Source organism: Promicromonospora kroppenstedtii, from assembly GCF_044389675.1.
In the GTDB taxonomy this organism is placed as follows: domain Bacteria; phylum Actinomycetota; class Actinomycetes; order Actinomycetales; family Cellulomonadaceae; genus Promicromonospora; species Promicromonospora kroppenstedtii.
The window spans coordinates 39,575-61,661 of the sequence record NZ_JBIRYI010000001.1; the positions used below are offsets into that span (position 1 = coordinate 39,575).

A 22,087-nucleotide genomic window follows, 5' to 3' on the forward strand; every position below is an offset into this window, starting at 1 on the left:
TGGCTCGATGCGGGAGACCCCAGCGGGTCGCGCCGACGACTTGTGGGTTTCCTCCAACGGCGGGCGCACGCCCCAGGGGAGAGGATGAAGAGGTGCGTCCCTCCCTGTCCCTCGACCGCCTGACCGTCCCCGGGTTCGCCCGGGTCGAGGTGGTCGAGACGTCGCCCTCCACCAACGCCGAGCTGGTCGCCGCCGTCCGCTCCGACCCGGCCGCGTGGCCCGCGCCGTCGGCCCTGATCGCGGAGGAGCAGACCGCCGGCCGTGGCCGCGCCGGGCGCTCCTGGCAGACGCCGCCACGCGCCGGCCTCACCGTCTCCGTGCTGCTCCGGCCCCGCGTCCCCGCGGAGGCCCTGGGCTGGCTCCCGCTCCTGGCCGGCCTCGCGGTGGTTCGCGCCGTGGCCGACGGCGGGGTCACCGCCGCCGTGAAGTGGCCCAACGACGTGCTGCTGCCCGCCGACGACGCGGTCGGCGGGCTGGGGCCGTACCGCAAGGTCGCCGGCATCCTCGCCGAGGTGGTCCCGGAGGCGCCGGACGCCCACCCGGCCGGCACCCAGGGCGCCGCCCCCGCCGTCGTGCTCGGGATCGGGCTCAACGTGTCGCAGTCGGCCGAGGAGCTTCCCGTGCCGACCGCGACGTCACTGGCGCTCGCGGGCTACCCGCGTCCCGAACGTACCGACGTGCTGGTCCGGATGCTCGGCGAGGTGCACGCCGTCGTCCGGCGCTGGGAGGACGCGGACGGCGACGTCGTGGCCGCCGGCCTGCTGGCCGAGTACGCGGCCGTGTCCGCGACGCTCGGCACCCGGGTGCGGGCCGAGCTCGCCGGGGACGCCGGCGTGCTGGAGGGCGAGGCCGTGGGCCTCGACGAGTCCGGGGCGCTGCGGATCCGCGACGACTCCGGCGAAGAGCGGACGGTGACCGCGGGCGACGTCTGGCACCTGCGCTGACCGGGCGGTCCCAGCGCTGCGGCCGCTGCGGGTGAAGTGGTGCCCCGGCCGGGGTGAACTCGACGGCAGACCCTGCCGCACGGCACCTGACCTGCGGTAATCTCCGCCACACGCAACGACGCGCAGCACGGGTGGCCGACGGCAGGAGACGCCATGGAGGCAGGGCGAGCCACGGTCGGTGTGGCCAAGGGAATCGTGTGTGCCGCGGCCGTGGTCACGGTGTACCTCATCAGCACGGTCCGGCTGGACCGCGGCATCGTCCAGACGGACGGGACGCCGACGGCGGGGCTCGTCGCGGCCGGGGTCGCCTGGCTCCTGGTCGTCTGGGTGCTGCTCCACCGGGACGACGGCGTCCGCGGCGTGCGGCTGACCCTGTGGAACGTCGTGACGGTGGTCGGGATGCTCCTGGTGCTCATGGGGATCCCGCTCGTGCTGACGCTCGTGGCCTGACCTGGGGGCCTGCCTCGGCGCAGGCCCTGCGGCCGGTGCATGCGGTTGCATGAGGTGCGCCCGCCTACAGTGGTGACGTGCTCCACAACTCCGAGACGTCCCCCACGAACCACGAGACGCCGGGCGCCGACACCGCGGCCCGCCTGGACGAGACCCTGCTGGGCGGCGCGCGCCGCTACACCCTGTCGCAGGTCGTGGAGCTCACCGGGCTCGACAAGCAGTTCGTGACCCGGTACTGGCGCTGGATCGGCCTGCCCGTGACCCATCCGACCGAGACCTGGTTCACCGACGCGGACGTCGAGGCGCTCAAGGACGCCGCCGGGCTGTTCGAGGCGGAGCAGATGGACGAGCGCGCCCAGATGACCTTCATCCGGTCGGTGGGCCACACCACCGAGCGGCTGGCGCTCTGGCAGGTCGAGGCACTCGTCGAGCACCTGGCCCGGCGCTACCAGCTCGACGAGACCTCGGCGCGGCTGCTCGCGCTGGACAAGCTCCCGGAGATGTCCGAGATGCTCAGCCGGCAGCTCGAGCACGCCTGGCGACGTCAGCTCGCGGCGCTCACGGGTCGCACCGCCATCGAGTTCGCCGGCGCGCGGGGCGACGAGAGCAACGACGGCCACCAGCTGCCCCTGCTGCGGGCGGTCGGGTTCGCCGACATCGTCTCGTTCACCAAGCGGACCGCGGGGCTCGGCTCGGAGGAGCTGGCCGAGTTCGTGCAGCGGTTCGAGGCCGGCGCGCGCGACGTCATCGTCAACGCGGGCGGCCGCGTGGTCAAGACCATCGGCGACGCCGTCCTGTTCGTGACCGACGACGTCGCGACCGGCGCCGAGGTGGCCCTGGGCCTGGCCGAGACCTCCGGCGCGCAGCTCGGGACGGCGGCGCCGGGCGACCCCGAGATCCCGGTGCGCGTCGGACTGGTCTGGGGGCGGGTGCTGTCGCGGTTCGGCGACATCTTCGGGCCCACGGTCAACCTGGCCTCGCGCCTCACGGAGCAGTCCGACCCCTCGACCGTGCTGGTCGACAAGGAGACCGCCGCGCTGCTCGCCATGAGCTCGAGCTACGCGCTCACCGCCCAGCCCGTACGCGAGGTGCCGGGCATCGGGCCACTGGCGCCGGTGCGGCTGCAGCGCGCCTACCAGGGCTGACGGCGGGCCGGCCTGCGCCCGACGGCGCCGGGGGCGCCGCCTCAGCCGGTAGAGGCGGCTCAGCCGGTAGCGCCGTCTCAGCCCGCCGAGCCGCCCCGCATCTTCTGCAGTGCCCGCATCGCGCCGGGCAGCAGCCGGAGCTGCTCGCGGCGCTCGGCCGCGAACGTGCGCCGGTCGCCCGACGACCACCGCCGGTCGAACAGCCGTTTCGCCGCCGCCACGGCCTCGGGCCGCCGCTCGGCGATGCGGCCGGCCAGCTCGAACGCCTCGCCCAGGGGCGTGTCGGTGACGGTGCCGGCCAGGCCGAGTCGTCCGGCGTCGGCCCCGGTGAACTCCTCGGCGGTGAAGGTGAGGCGCTTGGCGGTCTCGATGCCCACGAGCTGCGTCAGCGCGCGGATCCCGGACATGTCGGGGACCAGGCCGCGCTCGACCTCCTTGACGGACCAGCGGGCGTCGGGTGTGGTCAGGCGCAGGTCGGCGGCGAGGGCGATCTGCACCCCCGCGCCGATGACGTGCCCGTGCACGGCCGCGATCACCGGGACCGGCAGGCGCCGCCAGGCCCAGCAGGCCTCCTGGAACAGGTTGGTGCCCCGCGGCGTCGGCACGAAGGCCCGCGCGACCGCGGCGGGGTTGCGGGCCGCGGAACCCAGGTCCAGCCCCGCGCAGAACGAGCGGCCGTTGCCCGACAGCACGACCGCACGCAGCCCGGGCTCGCGGCCCAGGCGGCGTGCGGTGGCCCGCAGCTCGGCGAGCATGCCGAGCGAGAGGGCGTTGAGCTTGTCCGGCCGGTCGAGGCGGACGTCGGCGATCCCGTCCGAGAGGGTGCAGGTGATGCCGCTCCCGGACGGGACGCCCGTCGTGCTGCTCGCGTTCATGGGGCGCAGCCTACGCAGGCGCCCCGGTCCGTCACCGCTCGGGTGCGACCTCGACCTCCGTGTCCACGCCCTCGTAGGGCGGGACGGTGACCGTGCGCTTGCCGGGCTTGCCGCCGAGCACCACGGTCCGGTAGCTGACGTTGTTGGACCTCGTCCGCTCGTGCAGCGCGCCGTTCGGGTTCACGGTGATCTTGATCCGGTAGGTGCCGTTCCTGACCTTCGTCAGGTCGAACGCCTGCGTCTGGGTCTGGTTGTAGGTGTCGCCCCAGCCTGCGGGCAGCACCTCGCGGAGCCAGATGGCGGAGCGGTCGCCGCAGGTGCTGTCGAGGCCGGTGGCCTCGGGCCGCCACACGGCACCCGGCACGGCGAGGTCGACCGGGTCGGTCGGCGCCAGGCACCACGACTGCTTCCCCGACGGTGCCACCGGCTTGCCCTTGGTCGTGACGAGCTCATAGCTCGCGAAGTCCAGGAAGTGCCAGTGGTTGTGCTCCGGCGCCTCGTGGTACTCCATGGTGCCGGTCTTCGTGCTGCCGACCTCCTTGCCGTCCTTGTAGAAGAACTGGTAGGCGTCCATCAGCTCGCCGGCGCCGCGGCGGTACCCCTCGACGACCAGCGGGGCGGGCCCGGCGTTCCACTCGTTGGCGTTGAAGGTGAGCCGGTCGGTGCCGGCCTCGTCCACCTCGGTGCCGATCTGCCACGCAGGTGCCGAGACCAGGTCGGGGAGCGTGTTCTTGGCCGGCTTGCGGTTCGACGGCGTGGTGCCGCGCTGGCCGAGCGCCGGGTGGTCACCGCCCGCGTGCGCGGCGTCGGCGAGGGTGAACAGGTTGGTGCGGTGCCCCGAGCCCGCGCTGCCGCTCTCGTGACCCGTGTGGCCGCTCCGCGCCCGCAGGCTCTCCGCCCGGGCGGACGCGGCGTCGCCGTCCTGCGCGGAGCTGAATCCCTCGGCGGGCGTACCCAGGAGCTCCTCGGCGACCTCGCCGCAGTCGAAGATCTCGCACTCGTCCACGACCTCGACCTGCTGCGTCACCGTGCGGCCCTTGGCCGGCAGGCCCAGGAAGTTCGCGACCGGGTCGCTGATGGTGACCGTCATGACGAGGTTCTTCTGCTTGGTCTCGAGCTCGAAATAGGTGTCGAGCTTCGAGGCCCAGCCCTGCTCGATCCCGGACACGCTCGACCTCGTGAACCAGGCGCCGCCGCAGAACGCGGGGTAGACCGGCTCGGTCCGGCCGGTCGGCTCGACGCGCTGCCGGTCCGACCCGCCCACGCACAGGCTGCGCGTGTCCTTGGCCAGGACCTTGCCCTTGGTCGTGGCCACCTGGACCGTGAGCCCGTTCTTGAAGCCGTCGAGCCCGTCGACGATCGCCGCCGGCGCCTTCGTGGTCGTGCGCCTGCCGTCCCGGATCACCGTCCGGGTGAGCGAGGCCGGGGCCGAGGCCTTCGTCCGCTTGGCCCAGAACTCGTGGGTCTCGCCGTACGCGGCCAGCCAGACCGCCGAGTCGAGGTACACGAAGCCGTCGTAGGTGTAGGCCTGGACGGTGCTCGACGCCGGGGCGAAGCGCAGTCCGGGCTTCGTCGCCGCGGCCGTCGCGGCCGGCGTCGTTGTCGTGGCGGACTCGGTCGTGGCCGCGCTCGCGGCGTTCGTGGCGCCGCCCTCGCCGAGCAGGCCGAGGGCCAGCACAGCGGCCACGCCCATGGTGAGCAGGCGCGATGTAGGACGGGTCAGGCTAAGTACGGTCATGGATCCCCCAGCTGGAGTGAGGACAGGAAGCTGTCACCGCTAGGGACGGGCGGCCCGGGCAGTTCGTTGTGTCCGGGTCGCGATTCACCCCCGAGTCCTGTCAAGGGCGGTCACGGACCGGTGTGTGACACGATGCGAGCGTGCTGAAAGTCGTTCTCTTCGATCTCGACGACACACTCGTGGACCAGGAGGGCGCCTCTCGCGCGGCGCTCCTGGACTGGCTCCCCGAGCTGGGTCTGGACCTCGACGACCCAGAGGAGCTGGTCACTGCCTGGGGCGGCATCTCCGAGGATGCCTACGCCCGGTACCAGCGTCGCGAGATCACCTTCCTGGAGCAGCGCCGCGTCCGCGTGCGCGAGTTCCTGGGGGCCGACACCACCGACGACGAGGCCGACGAGCTGTTCACCGGCTACCTCTCCCGGTACGAGCGGGGCTGGGTGGCGTTCGACGACGCCGTCCCGGCGCTGCGGCGGGTGCGCGACGCGGGTCTCGTCGCCGCCCTGCTCACCAACGGCGACTCCGTGCACCAGCGGTTCAAGCTCGACCGTACCGGGCTCGCCGCGCACGTCGACGTCGTCGTCGCCTCGGACGACCTGCCCGCAGGCAAGCCCGACCCGCGCGCGTACAGCTCCGCCTGCGAGATCCTCGGGGTCACGCCGGACGATGTGGTCATGGTGGGCAACGACGTCGAGAAGGACTTCCAGGGGCCGCTCGACGCCGGGCTCGGCGCGGTGCTGCTGGACCGGTACGACCGGTACCCGGAGGTCGCGGACCGGATCCGCACCCTGACCGAGGTGCCGCTGGCGGGCTAGCGGCGACGGCTGGCAGCTGCCAGATTCGGCACTCAGCCCGCGAAGTTTCGGCACTCAGCCCGCCGGTTCGGCACATTGCATCGAACTCGGCACAGGCCTGTGCCGAGTTCGATGCAATGTGCCGACCTCAGCGTGCGGCTCAGACGCGGACCGGCTCCGGGTCCCGGGGGTCCGGGTCCGCCTCGATCAGGGACGGCCCGTCGTTCTGCACCGAGCCGACGGCGTCGCCTACCGGCAGCGTGGCCAGCGGCAGGTTGTCGATCTGCAGCAGCTCGGACGCGTCGCTCACCGACGGGTCGAGCCACTGGTTCCAGGCGCTGGGCGGCAGCACGAGCGGCATGCGGTCGTGGATCGCCGCCATGCTCTCGGACGCCGGGCGGGTCACCACGGTGGTCGACACCAGCCAGCGGTCGGGGTCGGACTCGCTCGCGGCCGGGTTGCGCCAGAACTCGTAGAGGCCCGCCAACGCCGCCACGCCCTGCTCGGCCGGGTGGATCCAGTACGGCTGCTTGGGGACCTTCTTGGAGCCGGTGGCGGGCAGCGACAGCTTGCGCCACTCGTAGTAGCCGTCGGCCAGCACGAGGCAGCGCCGGGCCTTGAAGGGCTTGGCGAACGCGGGCTTGTCGACCAGCGACTCCGAGCGCGCGTTGATCATGCGCGCACCCCCGCTCGGGTCCTTGGACCAGGACGGCACGAGGCCCCAGCGGGCGAGCTGCATCGACCGGCTCACCTCCGTGGAGCCCTTGGCCGCCCGTTCGACGACGATACGCACCGGGTCCGTCGGCGCCACGTTCCAGGACGGCGGCAGGAGGCGTGCGTCCTCGGCGATCTCGGCGATGGCGAGCTCGTCGGCGAGGTCCTGGGTCTGGGTGAAGGAGGCGAAGCGTCCGCACATGGGACCAGCATGCCCCGAGCCACTGACACTCGCGGCACATCACGAACACACCCCTTCCCGTGGTGGACTCCGGACGAACACCTGACCGGAGAGCGAGATCACTCTTCTCATCGTCGTATCGATTCGATAGCATCGGGTCATGCCAACCTCCGCGCCGTCGGGCGTCTCCCCAGTCGTGCCCGCGCGCCGAGTGTCCTCCCGGTCCACCGTCAAGTGGGTCCTCATGCTCGGGGCCCTCTCCGCCCTGCCCGCCTTCACCGTCGACATGTACCTGCCGGCCCTGCCGCAGGTCGCCCTGGACCTCGGCTCCACCGAGGCGCTGGCCCAGCTCACCGTGTCCTGCATGCTGATCGGCGGCGGCGTGGGCCAGCTCGTCATCGGGCCGCTCTCGGACCGGTTCGGACGCCGCGCCCCGCTGCTGATCGGCCTCGCGCTGCACGTCGTCATCTCGCTGCTGTGCGCCGTCGTCACGAGCATGCCGCTGCTGATCGGCCTCCGCCTCGCGCAGGGCTTCTTCAACGCCGCGGCCGGCGTGGCCTCGGTCGCCATCGTGCGTGACCGCTTCGTCGGCGCCGAGGCCGCCCGCATCCTGTCGCGCCTCATGCTGGTGATCGGCGTCGCACCGATGTTCGCGCCCACGCTGGGCACCTTCGTGCTGGCGCACGGCCCCTGGCGCTGGGTGTTCGTGGTGCTGGCCGTGATGGGCGCCGCGCTGGCCCTCGTGGTGCTCCGGGTGATGCCGGAGACCCACCCGCCGGTCAAGCGGCTCACCGGCGGCGTCCGCACGGTCGCCGGGGGCTACGCCAAGCTGCTCAAGGACCGGCACTTCATGGCCCTCGCCGTGATCCCCGGCCTGGGCTTCGGCGTGCTCATGAGCTACGTGGTGGGCTCGCCCATCATCTTCCAGCAGGAGTACGGGCTCAGCGAGGGGCAGTTCGCCCTGCTGTTCGCCGTCAACGGCGTGGGACTCGTGCTGTCCGCCCAGGTCAACGCCGCACTGGTCCGCAGGGTCGCGCCGGTCCGGCTGCTCCGCTTCGGCGTGGTCGCCCAGGCGGTGCTCGTCGTCGTGCTCCTCGTGGTGGTCCTGACGGGGGCGGGCGGGCTGATCGGCCTGCTGGTGGCCCTGTGGTGCGTGCTCGCGTTCCAGGGGCTCGTCCCGGCCAACGCGTCCGCGCTGGCGCTGTCCCGGCACGGCGAGATCGCCGGTACCGCGGCGGCGATGATCGGCGCCGTCCAGTCCCTGATCGCCGGCTCGGTCAGCTCGCTCGGCGGGTTCCTGGGCGGGGACGCCGCGGCCATGGCCCTGGTGATGCTCGCGGCGGTGGTGCTGGCGATCGGCGTCCTGGCGATCGCGACCCCGGCGTTCCGGCGCGGCGGCTGGCACATGCCCGTCTGAGCGCCGCCCGAGAGGTCGCCGGGAGAGTTCACCAAGAGGTAGCGCCAGGTTCACCGGGATGTGGGGTGCGCCCACTTGGCTCGGCCGCATGAGCACACCCCTGCGTACCCGCGTCGCGCGCGTGGTGGCCGCCGCGGCGGCGACGTCGTTGCTGCTGCCCGCGGCCGTCGCCACCGCCGGGCCCCGGCCCGGCCCCGCCACCGAGCACCACGGCGGGACCCACCTCACCGCGACCCTCGCCGGCCGCGCCACCCTGTCCGCCGACTACCTGGCCGAGGGCCCGCCGTCGGGTGCCGCGGCCAGTCCCGGCAACGGCCGGCAGGGCCCCTGGGACGGCCAGGTGATCCCTGGCTTCTCCGCGATGGTCGACAACCACGACGGCACGTTCTGGGCCCAGCCCGACAACGGCTTCGGCGCCAAGGGCAACTCCGCCGACTTCCTGCTGCGCAACTACCTGGTGCGCCCGCAGTGGGACACGAACCGCCGCGGCTCGGGCGACGGCCAGATCGAGGTGCTCGACCTCGTCGAGTACAACGACCGCGACCACGTGCTCGACTTCGACATCGTCAACGAGGACACCGCCGACCGGCTGCTCACGGGAGCCGACTTCGACATCGAGTCCCTCGTCCGCGCGGCCGACGGCACGTTCTGGGTGGGTGAGGAGTTCGGCCCGTTCCTGCTGCACTTCGCCGCCGACGGCACGCTGCTGGAGGCGCCCTACGCGTTCCCCGACGGCAAGTCGCCGGGCAACCCGTACCTGGAGCCCGGCGAGCAGCCGAACGTCGGCAGCAGCCGCGGCTTCGAGGCCATGGCCGGTGTCGGTCGTTATCTCTACCCGGTGGTCGAGGGCGCGCTGGCCGACGACGCCGACCCGCGCCGCCGTTGGATCTACCAGTTCGACACCCGCAGGGGCGAGTACACCGGCAAGCGCTGGGCGTACCAGACCGACCAGCCGGCCGACGTCATCGGGGACGCCTTCGCCACGGGCCGCGACACGATGCTGCTCATCGAGCGTGACGACTTCGAGGGCGACCAGGCGGTCACCAAGCGCGTCTACGAGATCGACCTGGGCACGAGGGACCGCGACGGGTTCGTCCGCAAGGAGCTCGTCGTGGACGCGCTGCGCATCGACAACCCGCGCGGCATCGACGCGGGGGAGGGTTACGGACTGGGCGAGACGTTCGCCCTGCCCGTGCAGTCCTTCGAGACCGTCCTGTTCGTGGACCGCGACACGCTGCTGATCGGCAACGACAACAACTACCCGGGCAACGACGCGCGCGTCACGGGCACCCCGGACGACACCGAGATGGCCCTCGTCGACCTGAAGCGCAAGCGCGTGACCGACGACGGCGTCACCGTCGTCGGTCACCGCGGGGCCTCCGGCTACCGGCCGGAGCACACGCTCGCGGCCTACGAGACGGCCATCAACCAGTGCGCCGACTACATCGAGCCCGACGTGGTCTCCACCAAGGACGGCGTGCTGGTCGCCCGGCACGAGAACGAGATCAGCGGCACCACCGACGTCGCCGCGCATGCCGAGTTCGCGGGCCGCCGCACCACCAAGACCATCGACGGCACCCGGATCACCGGCTGGTTCACCGAGGACTTCACGCTCGCCGAGCTGCGCACCCTGCGTGCCAAGGAGCGCCTGCCGCAGGTCCGGCCCCAGAACACGGCGTTCGACGGCCTCTACCTGGTCCCCACGCTCGACGAGGTGCTCGACCTGGCCCGCAACAGCCGCACCTGCGACGGCGCGCCCGTCGGCGTCTACCCCGAGACCAAGCACCCCACCTACTTCGACTCGGTGGGCCTGTCCCTGGAGGAGCCGCTCGTGGCCGAGCTGCGCCGCAACGGGTTCGACCACCGGGACGCCCCGGTGATCGTGCAGTCCTTCGAGGTGGGCAACCTCCAGGAGCTCGACGAGCTCACCGACGTGCCCCTGGGCCAGCTCGTCAGCAGCAGCGGCGCACCCTACGACCTCATGGCCGCCGGCGACCCCCGCACCTACGCGGACCTCGTCACCCGGCAGGGCCTGCGCGAGATCGCCCGCTACGCCGACGGGATCGGCGCCGAGAAGAACGTGCTGATCCCACGCGAGGCGGACGGCACGCTCGCCGAGCCGACCAGCGTGATCCGTGACGCCCACCGCGCGGGCCTCGAGGTCCACACCTGGACCTTCCGCCGCGAGAACCAGTTCCTTCCGGCCGAGTTCCGCTCGTCGACCGACCCGAACGGGATCGGTGACCTCGTCGGCGAGATCCGCGTCTTCCTGGACGCCGGTCTGGACGGGTTCTTCTCGGACAACCCGGACCTCGGGGCCGCCGCGGTCAGGTGAACCCCGGGTGACTTAACAGGCCCCGTGCCGGGGTACATGCTTATGCTCCCTATGTGCCCCGGCACCTCCGTCACCAGCAAAGTCATCGCGCCGCCCGTGTCGCGGCGCTCATCGTCGTCGGCGCGCTCGTCCTCGTCGCCGCGGGCGGCACCGCCGCCTATCTCGACCTGAAGCAGCAGATCGGCGTCAGCGACGTCTCGGGTCTCGTCAAGGGGCCGACGCCGTCCGCTGACCCCGACGACCCGTTCACCGGCCGCAGCCTCAACATCCTCGTGCTGGGCACCGACCTGCGTGGCGGCGAGAACACCGAGATCGCCGGAGCGGGCGACGGCGGCATGCGGTCGGACACCACGATGCTGGTGCACGTCTCCGGTGACCGCTCCCGCATGGAGGTGGTGTCGATCCCACGCGACTCGCTGGTCGACATCCCGGCGTGCAAGCTGCCCGACGGCTCCGAGTCCGGGGCCACCTACGGCATGTTCAACAGCGCGTTCACGATAGGCGGCGGCGCGGCCGAGGACCTCACCTACGCCGCGGCCTGCACCATCTCGACCGTACAGACGCTCACCGGAGTGCCGATCACCAACCACATGGTCGTCAAGATGGACGGCGTGGTCGAGGTCGTCGAGGCGCTCGGCGGGGTGCGCATGTGCCTGCCCGAGCCGCTCGTCCAGAACCCGGCGTACGGCCGGTTCGAGCTCCCGGCCGGCGAGCAGACCCTCGACGGCCGGCAGGCGATCGGCTTCCTGCGCGCCCGGCACGGCACCGGCCTGGGCCTGGAGCAGGGTAGCGACCTCACCCGGATCGACCGGCAGCAGGCGTTCGTCGACGCCCTCGTGCGCCAGGTCCTGGACCAGAACGTCGTGACCAACTCGCCGCGCCTCTACCGCACCATCGAGGCGGTGCTGCGCGCCATCTCGGCCGACCCCGGCCTGGCCGACCCCGCGGCGCTCGCAGGCCTGGCGTTCAGCATCCGCGACATCGACCCGTCCGAGATCGTGTTCACCGAGCTGCCCGTGGTGGCCGCCCCGACCGACCCCAACCGGGTGGTCTGGACGGCGGACGCCACGGCGATCTGGCAGCGCCTCGCCGCCGACGAGCCGCCGCCGGGGCACGAGACCCCCGCCCCGGGCTCCGAGCCGTCCGGCAGGCCCACCGCGGACTCCTCGGACGGTTCGTCCGACGGCGCCCCGGACGACGCCACCGGCTCAGGATCGGCCGGCGACGACGGCGGCGCGACGCCGTCGGGCAGCCCCAGCCCGTCGCCGTCGCCGTCGCTGCTGCCGGGGGTCTGCGCGGACTGATCCGGGCCGCCGACCCCTGGCGTCGCCTGGAAGCAACCTGGGAACGGCTCGACTTAGTTACACGATTGTCGCAATGAGGCCCTACTCTCCGATGCGTGGCGAGTGACTTCTGGACGGCAGTGCGACCTGTCGGCGAGATAATTCCCGGGGTTCCCCGACATGCGCGCACGGGCGAGCGCCAGCCCCGGCACGTGCGCAGCTGGCGGAAGAAGTTCGTGGTCCGCACGGTCACCATGAGCGTGGTGGGTGCGATGGCGTTCGGGTCCGCGGCGGCCGCGACGGCGTACCACAACGCGATCTCGCAGATCGAGGTCCAGGACCTCGACGGCCTGGTGACCGAGGTCGTCGAGCCCAAGGACCCGTCCGACCCGTTCAAGGACCAGGCCGTCAACCTGCTCCTCATGGGCACGGACATCCGCGACGGCTCCAACGCCGACATCGGCGGCACGGTCTCCGGCATGCGCTCGGACACCACGATGCTGGTGCATATCTCCGCGGACCGGCAGTGGATGGAGATCGTCTCGCTGCCCCGCGACACCTTCGTCGACATCCCGTCCTGCAAGCTGCCCGACGGCAGCCAGTCGCAGCCGTACCGGGACAAGTTCAACGCCTCGTTCACCGTCGGCAGCGGCGGCACGGACATGAAGTACGCCGCCGCGTGCACGATCAACACCGTCAACGCGATCACCGGTGTGACCATCACCAACCACGCCGTGGTCAAGATGAACGGCGTGATCGACGTCGTCGACGCGATCGGTGGCGTGAAGATGTGCCTGCCGGAGGCGCTGCACGGTGACCCGAGGTCGGCGCGCATCGACCTGCCCGCGGGCGAGAACCGGCTCGACGGCAAGACGGCGATCCAGTTCCTGCGCGTGCGCAAGGGCACCGGCATGGGGCTCGAGATGGGCAGCGACCTGACGCGCATCGAGCGTCAGCAGGCGTTCATCAACGCGACGTTCCGGCAGATCCTGTCGGCCGAGACGCTCGCCGACCCGACCAAGACGTTCCGCCTGATCAACGCCGCCCTCGGCTCGCTGAGCGCCGACCCCGCGATCGCCAACCCGGGTAGCGTGGCCGGTCTCGCGTGGTCGCTGCGCGAGATCGAGAAGCGCAACATCATCATGACCAAGATCCCGGTCTACGACACCGAGGAGGGTGGCGTGGGCGGGCTCGGCTGGGGTCCGGAGGCCGCGGAGATCTTCGCGCGGGTCGCGGCCGACGAGCCGCCCGCGGACGTTGTCCTGGACACCCCGGAGCCGTCCGCCTCGCCGAGCGGGAGCGGCGCGGCCGAGGAGGGTTCCGGCGACGCCGGAGGTGACACGGGCGAGGCCGGCGGCGACGCAGGGACGGGCGAGACCGACGGGGGAGACTCCGGCTCCGGTGACGCGGGCGGCGCCGGCGACGCGGAGGGCAGCGGGGACACCGAGACGGGTGGGAGCGAGGGCGGCAGCAAGCCGAAGCCCAGCCCGAGCCCCGAGGTGCTGCTCGACGGCGTCTGCGCCTGACGCGTCAGGCGCCCAGGATCAGCGTTCCCGCCACGACCACCATCGTGACCGCGACCACGCTGTCCAGGACGCGCCAGGCGCCGGGCTTCTCCAGCAACGGCGCCAGGTAGCGCGCGCCGTAGCCCAGGGCGACGAACCAGGCGGTGCTGGCGAGGCAGGCGCCGAGCCCGAACCACCAGCGGTCGTCGCCGTGCGTCGCCGCGAGCCCGCCGACGAGCACCACGGTGTCGAGGTAGACGTGGGGGTTCAGCCAGGTCAGGGCGAGGGTGGTGGCGACGGCGGCGCCCACCGTCCGCGTGGTCATGCTGTGCCGCCCCATGACCACCTGCTGGCCCTTCCAGGCGCGGCGGGCGGCCATGCCGCCGTAGACCAGCACGACGACGGCGCCCGCCCACCGCGCGATCTCGACCACCAGGGGCGCGCTCTGGATCAGGGAACCGAGCCCGCCGACCCCCAGCGAGATGAGCACGAAGTCGCTGACGGCGCAGATGCCGGCGACGAGGCCCACGTGCTCTCTGCGCAGGCCCTGGCGGAGGACGAAGATGTTCTGTGCACCGACGGCGACGATGAGCGAGAGGCCGAAGGCCATCCCGGCAAGCGCTGAGAGCATTCCTGAACCGTAAGAAGTCGGACAGCGGATGTCCGGTTCATGATTCGGAAGTGCGGAAGGACTGTTACAGGGTTAATGATGGGGGTACGTCCAGATTTCACGCCGGAAGCAACTTGCGTGTTGCTTCTTTTCGCAGCGCTGCCGTGACCCGGTCGAGCACCGCCGACCGCAGCTTCCACTGCTGCAGGTGGAGCGGGACGTCCAGGACGTAGCCGGGCTCCATCAGCGTGATGCCGCCACCGGTACCGGCCTGCAGACCGCCGATCGTGGGCTGCTCCAGGAGCATGCCCCAGCCCAGGCCCAGGCGGATGGTGTCCTCGTACTCGACGGTGCTCGGCACGTGGTACCGCGGCGGACGGGCGTGCGGCGCGCGTGCGCGCAGGTACACGTCCTGCAGGTCGTCGGTCCGGTCGAAGACGACGACGGGCGCGGCCGCCAGGGCGTCCGGCGTCGGGCCGTCGGGGAACCAGCGCTCCGCGAAGGCGCGCGTGCACGCCGGGCGGTAGCGCATGATCCCGAGCGGGGTGCTGCGGCAGCCCTGCACCTGCGCGGTCTGCGAGGTGACCGCCGCCATGACCACACCCTCGCGAAGCAGGTCGGCCGTACGGCTGTCGTCGGCGCGGTGCAGGTCGAAGGTGACGCCCTCGACCTGGGCGAGGGCGGGCAGCACCCAGGTGGCCAGCGAGTCGGCGCTCACCGCCAGGGGCACGGTGACGAGGCGGGCGGGCGCGCCGCTCTCCACGTTCTGTGCGGGGGTGTCCTGGGCGCCGAGCTCGACGGCGACCTCCGCCCCGAGCAGCTCGGTCTGCCGGGCGAGGCGCAGCAGCGCCTGGCCCGACGGCGTGGCGACCACGGGGCGGGCGCGCCGGACCAGCACGCTGCCCGCGGCGTTCTCCAGCCCGCGGATGCGCTGGCTCACCGCGGAGGGGGTCACGTGCAGGGCGCGTGCCGCGGCGTCGAACGAGCCCTCGGCGACCACGGCGGCCAGCGCCTCGAGCTGGCGGGAGTCCCATCGCATGGCACCAGTGTGGCGCACCATCAGTTCTGCTTATGCCGCGTGAGAAACATGAACTGGTCTTCAGGCAGTGCGCTGCCTAGCGTTGACGGCATGCTCGCCCTGCTCGCCGGACTCGGATTCGGCCTCTCGCTCATCGTCGCCATCGGAGCCCAGAACGCGTTCGTGCTGCGCCAGGGGCTGCGCCGCGAGCACGTGGGCGTCGTGGCGGCGATCTGCGCGGCCTCCGACGTCGCCCTCTACGCGGCGGGTGCCGCCGGGTTCGGACCGCTCGTGGAGCGCTGGCCCGACGCCGTCGTCGTCGTGCGCTGGCTCGGCGCCGCGGTCGTCATCGGGTACGGGGCGATGGCCGCGTGGCGCGCGATCAAGGGGGACACGACGCTCGCCGCGGCCGCCGACGGCGCCCTGGGCGACAGCCCCGGACGCCGCCTCAAGCCCGTCGTGCTGACGGCGCTCGCCCTGACCTGGCTCAACCCGCACGTGTACCTCGACACGGTGGTGCTGCAGGGCTCGGTCGCGGCCACGTACGGCGACACGCGCTGGTGGTTCACCGCCGGCGCGATGGTGTCCAGCGTCGCGTGGTTCGCCGCCCTCGGGTACGGCGCGCGGCTGCTCGCCCCCGTGCTCCGGCGCCCGAACGCGTGGCGGGTGCTCGACGGCGTGATCGCGCTGATCATGCTGGCCGTCGCGGTCTCGCTGCTGGCGGGCTGAGGGCGGCTAGCTCAGCGGGACCCCCAGGCCGGCCAACCGGGTCGCGGCGTCGCGCAGGACGCTCTCGCTCTTCACGAAGGTAAATCTCACGTGGTTCGCCAGGGCCTGTGCCGTCGGGGAGCCCGGGCGGCAGAACGCCGACGCCGGGATCGCCACGACGCCCGCCAGCTCCGGCAGCCGCCGGCACAGCTCGACGCCGTCGCGCAGGCCGAGCCGGGCCAGCACGGCCGACGCGTCGGCCATCACGAAGTACGTGCCGGCCGGCCGCGTGACCGTGAAGCCGGCGGTCTCCAGCCCGGCGCACAGGAGGTCGCGGCGCTCGGCCAGGGACGCGGCCAGCGCGCGGGGCGTGTCGTCGTCGGCCAGGGCCTGCGCGATGGCCGGCTGGAACGGCGCGCCCGACGTGTACGTCAGGTACTGCTTGACGGTCCGCACCGCCGTGACCAGGGCGGCCGGGCCGTGCAGCCACCCCACCTTCCAGCCGGTGAACGAGAACGTCTTGCCCGACGACGAGATGGTCAGCGTCCGCTCCGCCATCCCCGGCAGCGTGGCGACCGGGACGTGCTCCGCGCCGAACGTGAGGTGCTCGTACACCTCGTCCGTGACCACGATCGCGTCGTGCTCCCGCGCGACCGCGGCGACGGCGGCCAGCTCGTCCCGCGTGAGCACCGTCCCGGTCGGGTTGTGCGGCGAGTTGAGCAGGATCATGCGCAGACGGTCGGTGGCCGCCGCCCGCAGGGCCTCGACGTCGAGCCGGAACCCGTCCGGCCCCGGGACCAGGGGGGCGGTGACGTGCGTGGCGCCCGACATACCGATCGCGGCCGCGTGCGAGTCGTAGAACGGCTCCAGCGTGAGCACCTCGTCACCGGGCCGGGTCAGCGCCAGGACCGACGCCGTCAGCGCCTCGGTGGCGCCCGTGGTGACCAGCACCTCGGTGTCGGGGTCGACGTCCAGGCCGTAGTGCCGCTTCTGGTGCTCGGCCACGGCGTGGCGCAGCTCCGGAACGCCGTCCCCGGGCGCGTACTGGTTGCGGCCCGCCTCGATCGCCTGGATCGCGGCCCGCTTGACGTACTCCGGACCGTCGACGTCGGGGAAGCCCTGGCCGAGGTTGATCGCGCCGGTGCGGACCGCCAGGGCGGACATCTCGGCGAAGATCGTGACGGCGACGCTGCCGTCCTCGGCCAGCAGCCCGGCGGCGCTCGCGGTGGCCTGCCAGCGGTCCTGGCCCCGGTCGGACGAGTCGCGGCCAGATGAATGAAGGGCGTTCATGGGCTAGACGATAGCCACCGCCGGTCCACCCCGGGTTCATCTCGGGCATCCCTGACAACCCGCTTTACCTGCACCTTTGTGGACAAGCCTGTGGATTTGGTGGATAACCAGGGCTCCTGGGGAAGGTTATCCACAGGGTGCCCTGCGGAGATGAACGTTTGGACCTAGCGTTGCCGGTCATGGGCGAAGAGGGGGCGCGGATCCTCGAGTCGTAGTACGCCGCGGGTCTGGTCTGCCCAGCCTCGACGCGTCAGGCGTCGGTTCTAGGCCAGGCCACGGGCTGGCCGGTGGGGCAGAACACGACAGGGAACTCGACGTTGTCGGCGTCCCACGCCTCGTTGATGGACTCCCAATGCACGTCGACGGCAATAGCCCATCGAACACGACCGGTCGCACCGGGTCGATCCGACGTATGGGTGAAGTTGCCAGCGACATCGATTGGGCGGATCTGCATGTTTCAAGGGCTACTCAGCGCGCTCCAGCGCCCGCACGAGCACCTCGCGCAGCGTGTCCGTCGTCACCACCTGCTGGGTGAGCAGGCGAACCGGCCTCCCCAATGGCGTCATGTCGAGAATCTCGTTCTTGAGCTTGTCCCGCGCCTGCTGCTTCGGATTGTTCGCGTGATACTCGAAGCCGTCCACCTCGATCGCGAGTATGTTGCGGTTCGAGACGCGGTTGTAGACCACGAAGTCGACTCGTGCGCGATGCTCCACGTACTCTCGCTGCGCGGAGTTCAGGGGTTCGTCGCCGGACAGCAGCGCCGCTACCAGAACCTCGTGATGGAACGCGAGATGCCGGAAGGGCTCCTCCGTCAGGATGTCCTGAAGCAGGGTCCAAATGATGTTCTCGGACTTGAACCGCGACCGCCGCACGAGCCGTCTTTCCAGTTCGCGCAGTCGATCGGAGTAGTCGTGGTACAGCAGGTCGAACGCGGAGACGATTCCGCTCTGAGTGACAGCGTCGGGGTCCCGGTACTCGATGTATCGCTGCAGGTCACGTAGATACTTTGTGTAGGGGAGCCCGTCGGCATCAATCAGCAGCGCGAGGTGCCGTTCCGCCCGCGACACTGCCACATTGATCAGTTCAGGACTGTCGGCGTGCTTCTTACGGAACTTCGCCTGGCGGGTGGAGTCGAGCACGGTCGTGAAGACGACGGCCTGCTTCTCCCGTCCTTGATACTTGTGGACAGTGTCGGTGTCCATGTCGCCGACGGTGTGGCCCACCGTCTCAGCCTGCAACCGGAACGCGGCGATGATGCCGATGTCGTTGGGCTGTACGTGCGGAACCAACCCCGGGAGCACGTCCTCCAGGATGATGTCCGCCTGCCGCTGGCTCATGGCACCGCGCCCCCGAATGGCTCGCATGTGGTTGCCGAGCGGATCGCGATGCACCCGCATCGGCGGGATGGCGGGAGAGGGGCCGCTCGAGCCGTCGTCGTCGGACACGATCGAGATGAGCTCGCCCTCGTAGAACTGACGGTTGCAGTACTCGATGATCATCGGGTGACAGCGGTAGTGCTCACGAAGGGTCGTCTCGGGGAGCTGCTCATTGTCGTAGCGCGCGGTGACAGAGGTGAGAATGCTGTGCGTCAGGTAGTCGACGTCCGGCGTCGGCGCTGTGAGCGCCTGCGCAGCCTCCTCGTCGGGGATCGGCGGCAGCTGTTTCTCATCGCCGACGACGACGAGCCGCCGGCACCGGGCCATCGCCAGTGCCGCGGTGGGGAGATCTACCTGTGACGCCTCGTCGATGATGATGTAGTCGAGCATGACGCCGTCGGGCAGGCTGCCGTTGAGGGAGTGGCAGGTGCTGAGGACGACCGGGAACTCCGCGAGAAGGCCCGAAGTGAGGGCGCCGTCGTCAAAACGCGGGAGGTCGCCGAGAGGCGTGCCTTCGAAGCGATCCGCGAGGTCCTCGGCGAAGCGCGTCATCGACCGGTCTTTGATCTCCTCGTTGAGATGCGTGAATCTCTTGTCCGTGAGGCGGCGCGTGGCACGCTCGACCGCGGCTTCGAGCTCGGCGATCCGGCGGTCGTAGTAGGTGGCCTGCAGCTGGAGCGCGGCCTCGGTGTCCTCGGGGGAGAGCGGACGGACGACGCCATGCAGCAGGTACTGCCGAAGCCACCAGGTGATGCGCGCGATGCGACGTTCCCGGGCCGGTGCGAGCGCGCCCTCGGCGAGAAGGGTGAGGATGCGGCGGGAGGATTTCCACAGGAGGGGGACACGGTCTGGCGCGGGAATCTCATGGCGTGCGAGGTGCTCGTCGAAATGGCGCTTCTCGACACGAAGGTCTTCCAGCTGTCGGCTGAGCCTGGCCTGTTTGCGCTTGAGATAGTGCAGCTTCAGGAGCTGTTTGTCGAGGTCCGCGATCTCCTGGTCGGTCGCCGACCGGCGGGTGTCCTCGTCGTGCTCGCGGGCTCGGAGCTCGGCTGCGCGCGCGTTGCGGGTCTTGGCGAAGAAGCTCTCACGCTCGGCCCGGCGCTCCTTGATCGTCCGGTAGAACTCCTTGCGGTTGTCGCTCTTGCCGACCTCCGCTATGAGATGGCGGAGATGGATCTTGTCGAGCTTCGCCGCCACGTTCTCCACCGCCGAATTGTTCGACGAGACGACGCCGACCGTGACGCCCGGCTCGCGCACAAGATTCGCGATGACGTTGAGGATGGTCTCCGTCTTGCCCGTGCCGGGCGGGCCCTGAATCACCGAGATGGTGTGGGTCAGCGCCGTGTGGATCGCGTCGCGCTGGCTGATGTTCAGCCGGAACGGGTAGATCACAGGACGGGCAAGCGCTTTGACGTTCGGGTCCGTGAGCGAAGTGAGGGCTCGGCGGATCATGCCGCGGCGCAGGTAGTGGGCGAGGACACTACGCCGGTCGATGACGTCGAGCCTCTCGAACGGGCGGGCGAGGAAGTTGTCCTTCTCCGGGATGCTGCTGACGATGTTGCGCCAGTAATCGAGCACAGCGTGGGTCTCGGCGGGGAGCTCGGCGTCGATCACCGTGATGATCTCGGATTGCGGCACGGCACGCAGATGGGTGCCGTCGTCGAGGACGGGCCGGAGCCAGTCGCCTTCGGGGCCCGCGAATCGCAGGATGGTTGTGGGCGCCGAGATCCGGGCTCGCCAGGCCGCGTGGTGGAGGTGAGTGGAATGGGGAAGCGGCTCGCTCTTCGCCTCGGTGAGGAGCTGCACGTCGTGCCGAGCCTTGGGGTAACTCTTGCCGTTCATGTACGTGATCCGGAGTGGCTTCCCGGCGACGTCTTCGATATCGGTGACCTCAAGGGTCTGATCGGCAATCGGCAGGTTCTTGGGCTTCACCAGGAGGACGGCAACGGACGGGTCGTGCAGCGGGGTGGCGGCCACAACGCATGAAGGTAGGTCGAACATCACGTATGTCGAGCATCTCGGTTGTGATGTGGTGCCAGTCCAGTCTGGACCGCGGTGGATATCGTCGGGACGACGAGGGTCCGGCCCGGTCGAAGAGTGACGCCGGGCGGATCGAGACCCCGTGATTGCAGCGGTCGGCGAACAGCACCGACCGGTACCTCGACCACTAAGATCACCTGGACGTTCGCGCCCCTGCGGGATATCCAGCGCCAGAGGGCCTCGCAGCTCGGGGTCGACCGCAAAGCACCGCCACGATCTCAGGGACCGAGCAGTTCCGCGGGTACGACGGCGATCCCGTCGTCGCGTCGGTATGCGGCGGGCCCGGTCGTGATGAGAACGGCGTCGAGCAGGTCGTCACCCAGCTTGTCCTGGAGCCATCTCAGGTGCTTGACGTCGTCCCCGCTGGGGATGGCCGTGAGCTTCACCTCGATCGCCACGATCTTGCCGTCGCCCCGTTCGACGATGAGGTCGACCTCATGTTCGCCGCGCTTTGTCCGCAGGTGGCTGACACGTGCTCCATGCGCTTCCGCGTAGACCTGGACGGACAGCGTGACCAGGCTCTCGAAGAACGCGCCGATCAGCGAGCCCTTGCGTGGGAGCGGGACAGTACCCGGATTCGCGCGTTCCAGGAGCGCATCGCCGCTGACGTTCAGGAGTCGTGCCGCCAGTGCGGGATCGCACATCTGGTGCTTCGGCGAGGCGCCGAGCGCCGTCATGATGCTGCCGATGCCCGTCCACGCCGGGACCTCCTCGACGAGCCACATGCGTTCCAGGATCTCGCGGTAGGCGACCGTCGTGGTACGTGCCGGCTTGTCGGCTTCCCCAGGTGTCGCAGCCTCGAGTATCGAGTTGTACGAGGTGGTCGTCGAGGTTGCCGCGGCGTATGCACGCAGCCAGGCGCGTAGCGTTCCGGGACGGCGTACGACGTGACCAAGTTCCGCGAAGTCGCGATCCACAACAGCCGCCAGATAGCCGTCGAGAGCGTCCTTTCGGAAGCGCTCTGGGAGACGCCGTATCCCCGGAAAGCCTGAGGAGGTGATCTCCTGAGCGTAATCTTCGAGGCCTGCCGAGGAGTCGCCCGACACCGGCGGACGCCCTCCTGCGAGTAGTGCCCCCAGTGACACCGAAGGCTCGCCGATCGCTCGCTCTGCAAGCGACATCGGGCGCATGCGCAGCTGGACGATGCGACCGGCACCGGAGTGCATGGGCTGCTTCGTCGGGGCCGCCGAGCCGGTCAGCAGGAAGTCTCCAGCATTCGCGCCGCGGTCGACAGCTCGCCGAACCGCATCCCAGACGGGCGGATGTACTTGCCATTCGTCGACAAGGACCGGACGCTTCGCCCTTGTCAACCGGCCTGGATCGTTCTGAATCAGGCTCAGTTCGAACTCGTCGCCGAGGTCCAGGACCGACTGCGCCCGCCGCGAGGCCGTCTCGGTCTTACCCACTGCTTTGGGGCCGACGATCGCCACGGCGGGTAGGCCTCGGAGAAGGTCGTCCAACTGGCGATCGAGAATTCTTGGGATGTAGTCCACGATCCTAGGCTACAGATTTACGGCATCCTACGCTACCGATGTTCGGCTTCCTACGAGTCCGATCTGCGCACTCCTGTGCTACCGATGTGCGACTTCGAGCCTCGCGCCACCATCGGCGGAACTGTTGCACCATCTAGCGGACCAGATGCTCGGGCGTGCAGATCGCGGCGTTGC

General features: G+C 70.8%; 17 protein-coding genes. 9 read left to right on the forward strand and 8 right to left on the reverse strand.

Going from position 1 to position 22,087, the window contains the following annotated elements; all coding sequences use genetic code 11:
• Positions 1 to 92: 92 nt before the first annotated feature.
• The 3 genes from ACH47X_RS00165 to ACH47X_RS00175 all read left to right on the forward strand — a co-directional run bounded on the left by ACH47X_RS00165 (position 93) and on the right by ACH47X_RS00175 (position 2,539).
• Positions 93 to 944 carry a biotin--[acetyl-CoA-carboxylase] ligase gene (locus tag ACH47X_RS00165; protein ID WP_397400276.1) on the forward strand — a complete coding sequence of 284 codons (852 nt, stop codon included), beginning with the start codon at positions 93 to 95 and terminating at the stop codon, positions 942 to 944.
• Positions 945 to 1,097: 153 nt separating this feature from the next.
• Complete coding sequence (locus tag ACH47X_RS00170; RefSeq protein WP_020013327.1) at positions 1,098 to 1,394, forward strand: hypothetical protein; 297 nt, start codon at positions 1,098 to 1,100, stop codon at positions 1,392 to 1,394.
• Positions 1,395 to 1,471: 77 nt separating this feature from the next.
• Positions 1,472 to 2,539, forward strand: coding sequence for an adenylate/guanylate cyclase domain-containing protein (locus ACH47X_RS00175; RefSeq protein WP_397400278.1), 1,068 nt, complete (start codon positions 1,472 to 1,474; stop codon positions 2,537 to 2,539).
• A gap of 77 nt (positions 2,540 to 2,616) precedes the next feature.
• Here the strand turns inward: ACH47X_RS00175 and ACH47X_RS00180 are convergent, their stop codons facing one another.
• Both ACH47X_RS00180 and ACH47X_RS00185 read right to left on the reverse strand, forming a co-directional pair.
• Positions 2,617 to 3,414, reverse strand: a complete 798-nt coding sequence (locus ACH47X_RS00180; protein ID WP_397400280.1) for a crotonase/enoyl-CoA hydratase family protein — start codon at positions 3,412 to 3,414, stop codon at positions 2,617 to 2,619.
• A 31-nt stretch (positions 3,415 to 3,445) separates the two neighbouring features.
• The gene (locus tag ACH47X_RS00185) at positions 3,446 to 5,152 is read right to left on the reverse strand and encodes a lysyl oxidase family protein (RefSeq protein ID WP_397400282.1); all 1,707 of its coding nucleotides are present in this window, start codon (positions 5,150 to 5,152) and stop codon (positions 3,446 to 3,448) included.
• 140 nt (positions 5,153 to 5,292) lie between these two features.
• Between ACH47X_RS00185 and ACH47X_RS00190 the strand changes: the two genes are divergently transcribed.
• Positions 5,293 to 5,964: an HAD family hydrolase gene (locus ACH47X_RS00190; protein WP_397400284.1), complete on the forward strand. Its 672-nt coding sequence runs from the start codon at positions 5,293 to 5,295 to the stop codon at positions 5,962 to 5,964.
• A gap of 139 nt (positions 5,965 to 6,103) precedes the next feature.
• Here the strand turns inward: ACH47X_RS00190 and ACH47X_RS00195 are convergent, their stop codons facing one another.
• On the reverse strand, positions 6,104 to 6,859 hold the full coding sequence (locus ACH47X_RS00195; protein ID WP_397400286.1) for an SOS response-associated peptidase: 756 nt from the start codon (positions 6,857 to 6,859) through the stop codon (positions 6,104 to 6,106).
• Positions 6,860 to 6,998: 139 nt separating this feature from the next.
• Here ACH47X_RS00195 and ACH47X_RS00200 point away from each other — a divergent pair, with 139 nt between their 5' ends.
• The 4 genes from ACH47X_RS00200 to ACH47X_RS00215 all read left to right on the forward strand — a co-directional run bounded on the left by ACH47X_RS00200 (position 6,999) and on the right by ACH47X_RS00215 (position 13,399).
• Positions 6,999 to 8,255: a multidrug effflux MFS transporter gene (locus ACH47X_RS00200; RefSeq protein ID WP_397400288.1), complete on the forward strand. Its 1,257-nt coding sequence runs from the start codon at positions 6,999 to 7,001 to the stop codon at positions 8,253 to 8,255.
• A gap of 88 nt (positions 8,256 to 8,343) precedes the next feature.
• Positions 8,344 to 10,590, forward strand: coding sequence for an esterase-like activity of phytase family protein (locus ACH47X_RS00205; protein WP_397400290.1), 2,247 nt, complete (start codon positions 8,344 to 8,346; stop codon positions 10,588 to 10,590).
• A 53-nt stretch (positions 10,591 to 10,643) separates the two neighbouring features.
• Complete coding sequence (locus ACH47X_RS00210; RefSeq protein WP_397400292.1) at positions 10,644 to 11,894, forward strand: LCP family protein; 1,251 nt, start codon at positions 10,644 to 10,646, stop codon at positions 11,892 to 11,894.
• A gap of 191 nt (positions 11,895 to 12,085) precedes the next feature.
• Positions 12,086 to 13,399 (forward strand): LCP family glycopolymer transferase, encoded by a 1,314-nt coding sequence (locus tag ACH47X_RS00215; RefSeq protein ID WP_397400294.1) that lies wholly within the window; start codon positions 12,086 to 12,088, stop codon positions 13,397 to 13,399.
• Positions 13,400 to 13,403: 4 nt separating this feature from the next.
• Here ACH47X_RS00215 and ACH47X_RS00220 read toward each other — a convergent pair whose 3' ends face one another.
• Together ACH47X_RS00220 and ACH47X_RS00225 are read right to left on the reverse strand one after the other, a co-directional pair.
• Positions 13,404 to 14,009 carry a LysE/ArgO family amino acid transporter gene (locus tag ACH47X_RS00220; protein WP_397400296.1) on the reverse strand — a complete coding sequence of 202 codons (606 nt, stop codon included), beginning with the start codon at positions 14,007 to 14,009 and terminating at the stop codon, positions 13,404 to 13,406.
• A gap of 97 nt (positions 14,010 to 14,106) precedes the next feature.
• A complete protein-coding gene (locus ACH47X_RS00225; RefSeq protein ID WP_397400298.1) occupies positions 14,107 to 15,027 on the reverse strand; it encodes a LysR family transcriptional regulator ArgP in 921 nt (306 codons plus the stop codon).
• Between the two features lie 90 nt (positions 15,028 to 15,117).
• Between ACH47X_RS00225 and ACH47X_RS00230 the strand changes: the two genes are divergently transcribed.
• Positions 15,118 to 15,735 (forward strand): LysE/ArgO family amino acid transporter, encoded by a 618-nt coding sequence (locus tag ACH47X_RS00230; protein WP_397400300.1) that lies wholly within the window; start codon positions 15,118 to 15,120, stop codon positions 15,733 to 15,735.
• Positions 15,736 to 15,741: 6 nt separating this feature from the next.
• Here ACH47X_RS00230 and ACH47X_RS00235 read toward each other — a convergent pair whose 3' ends face one another.
• From ACH47X_RS00235 to ACH47X_RS00245, 3 genes are all read right to left on the reverse strand, one after another.
• A complete protein-coding gene (locus tag ACH47X_RS00235; protein ID WP_397400302.1) occupies positions 15,742 to 17,004 on the reverse strand; it encodes an aminotransferase class I/II-fold pyridoxal phosphate-dependent enzyme in 1,263 nt (420 codons plus the stop codon).
• Between the two features lie 464 nt (positions 17,005 to 17,468).
• Positions 17,469 to 20,357, reverse strand: a complete 2,889-nt coding sequence (locus ACH47X_RS00240; RefSeq protein WP_397400304.1) for an AAA domain-containing protein — start codon at positions 20,355 to 20,357, stop codon at positions 17,469 to 17,471.
• 281 nt (positions 20,358 to 20,638) lie between these two features.
• A complete protein-coding gene (locus tag ACH47X_RS00245; protein WP_397400306.1) occupies positions 20,639 to 21,913 on the reverse strand; it encodes an ATP-binding protein in 1,275 nt (424 codons plus the stop codon).
• Positions 21,914 to 22,087 lie beyond the last annotated feature (174 nt).

What these genes read in the sequence shown, in the direction of transcription:
- ACH47X_RS00170 (WP_020013327.1), top strand. Translation starts at nt 1,098, where the DNA reads ATGGAGGCAGGGCGAGCCACGGTCGGTGTGGCCAAGGGAATCGTGTGT.
- ACH47X_RS00205 (WP_397400290.1), top strand. Translation starts at nt 8,344, where the DNA reads ATGAGCACACCCCTGCGTACCCGCGTCGCGCGCGTGGTGGCCGCCGCG.
- ACH47X_RS00195 (WP_397400286.1), bottom strand. Translation starts at nt 6,859, where the DNA reads ATGTGCGGACGCTTCGCCTCCTTCACCCAGACCCAGGACCTCGCCGAC.
- ACH47X_RS00185 (WP_397400282.1), bottom strand. Translation starts at nt 5,152, where the DNA reads ATGACCGTACTTAGCCTGACCCGTCCTACATCGCGCCTGCTCACCATG.
- ACH47X_RS00220 (WP_397400296.1), bottom strand. Translation starts at nt 14,009, where the DNA reads ATGCTCTCAGCGCTTGCCGGGATGGCCTTCGGCCTCTCGCTCATCGTC.
- ACH47X_RS00230 (WP_397400300.1), top strand. Translation starts at nt 15,118, where the DNA reads ATGCTCGCCCTGCTCGCCGGACTCGGATTCGGCCTCTCGCTCATCGTC.
- ACH47X_RS00235 (WP_397400302.1), bottom strand. Translation starts at nt 17,004, where the DNA reads ATGAACGCCCTTCATTCATCTGGCCGCGACTCGTCCGACCGGGGCCAG.
- ACH47X_RS00180 (WP_397400280.1), bottom strand. Translation starts at nt 3,414, where the DNA reads ATGAACGCGAGCAGCACGACGGGCGTCCCGTCCGGGAGCGGCATCACC.
- ACH47X_RS00200 (WP_397400288.1), top strand. Translation starts at nt 6,999, where the DNA reads ATGCCAACCTCCGCGCCGTCGGGCGTCTCCCCAGTCGTGCCCGCGCGC.
- ACH47X_RS00225 (WP_397400298.1), bottom strand. Translation starts at nt 15,027, where the DNA reads ATGCGATGGGACTCCCGCCAGCTCGAGGCGCTGGCCGCCGTGGTCGCC.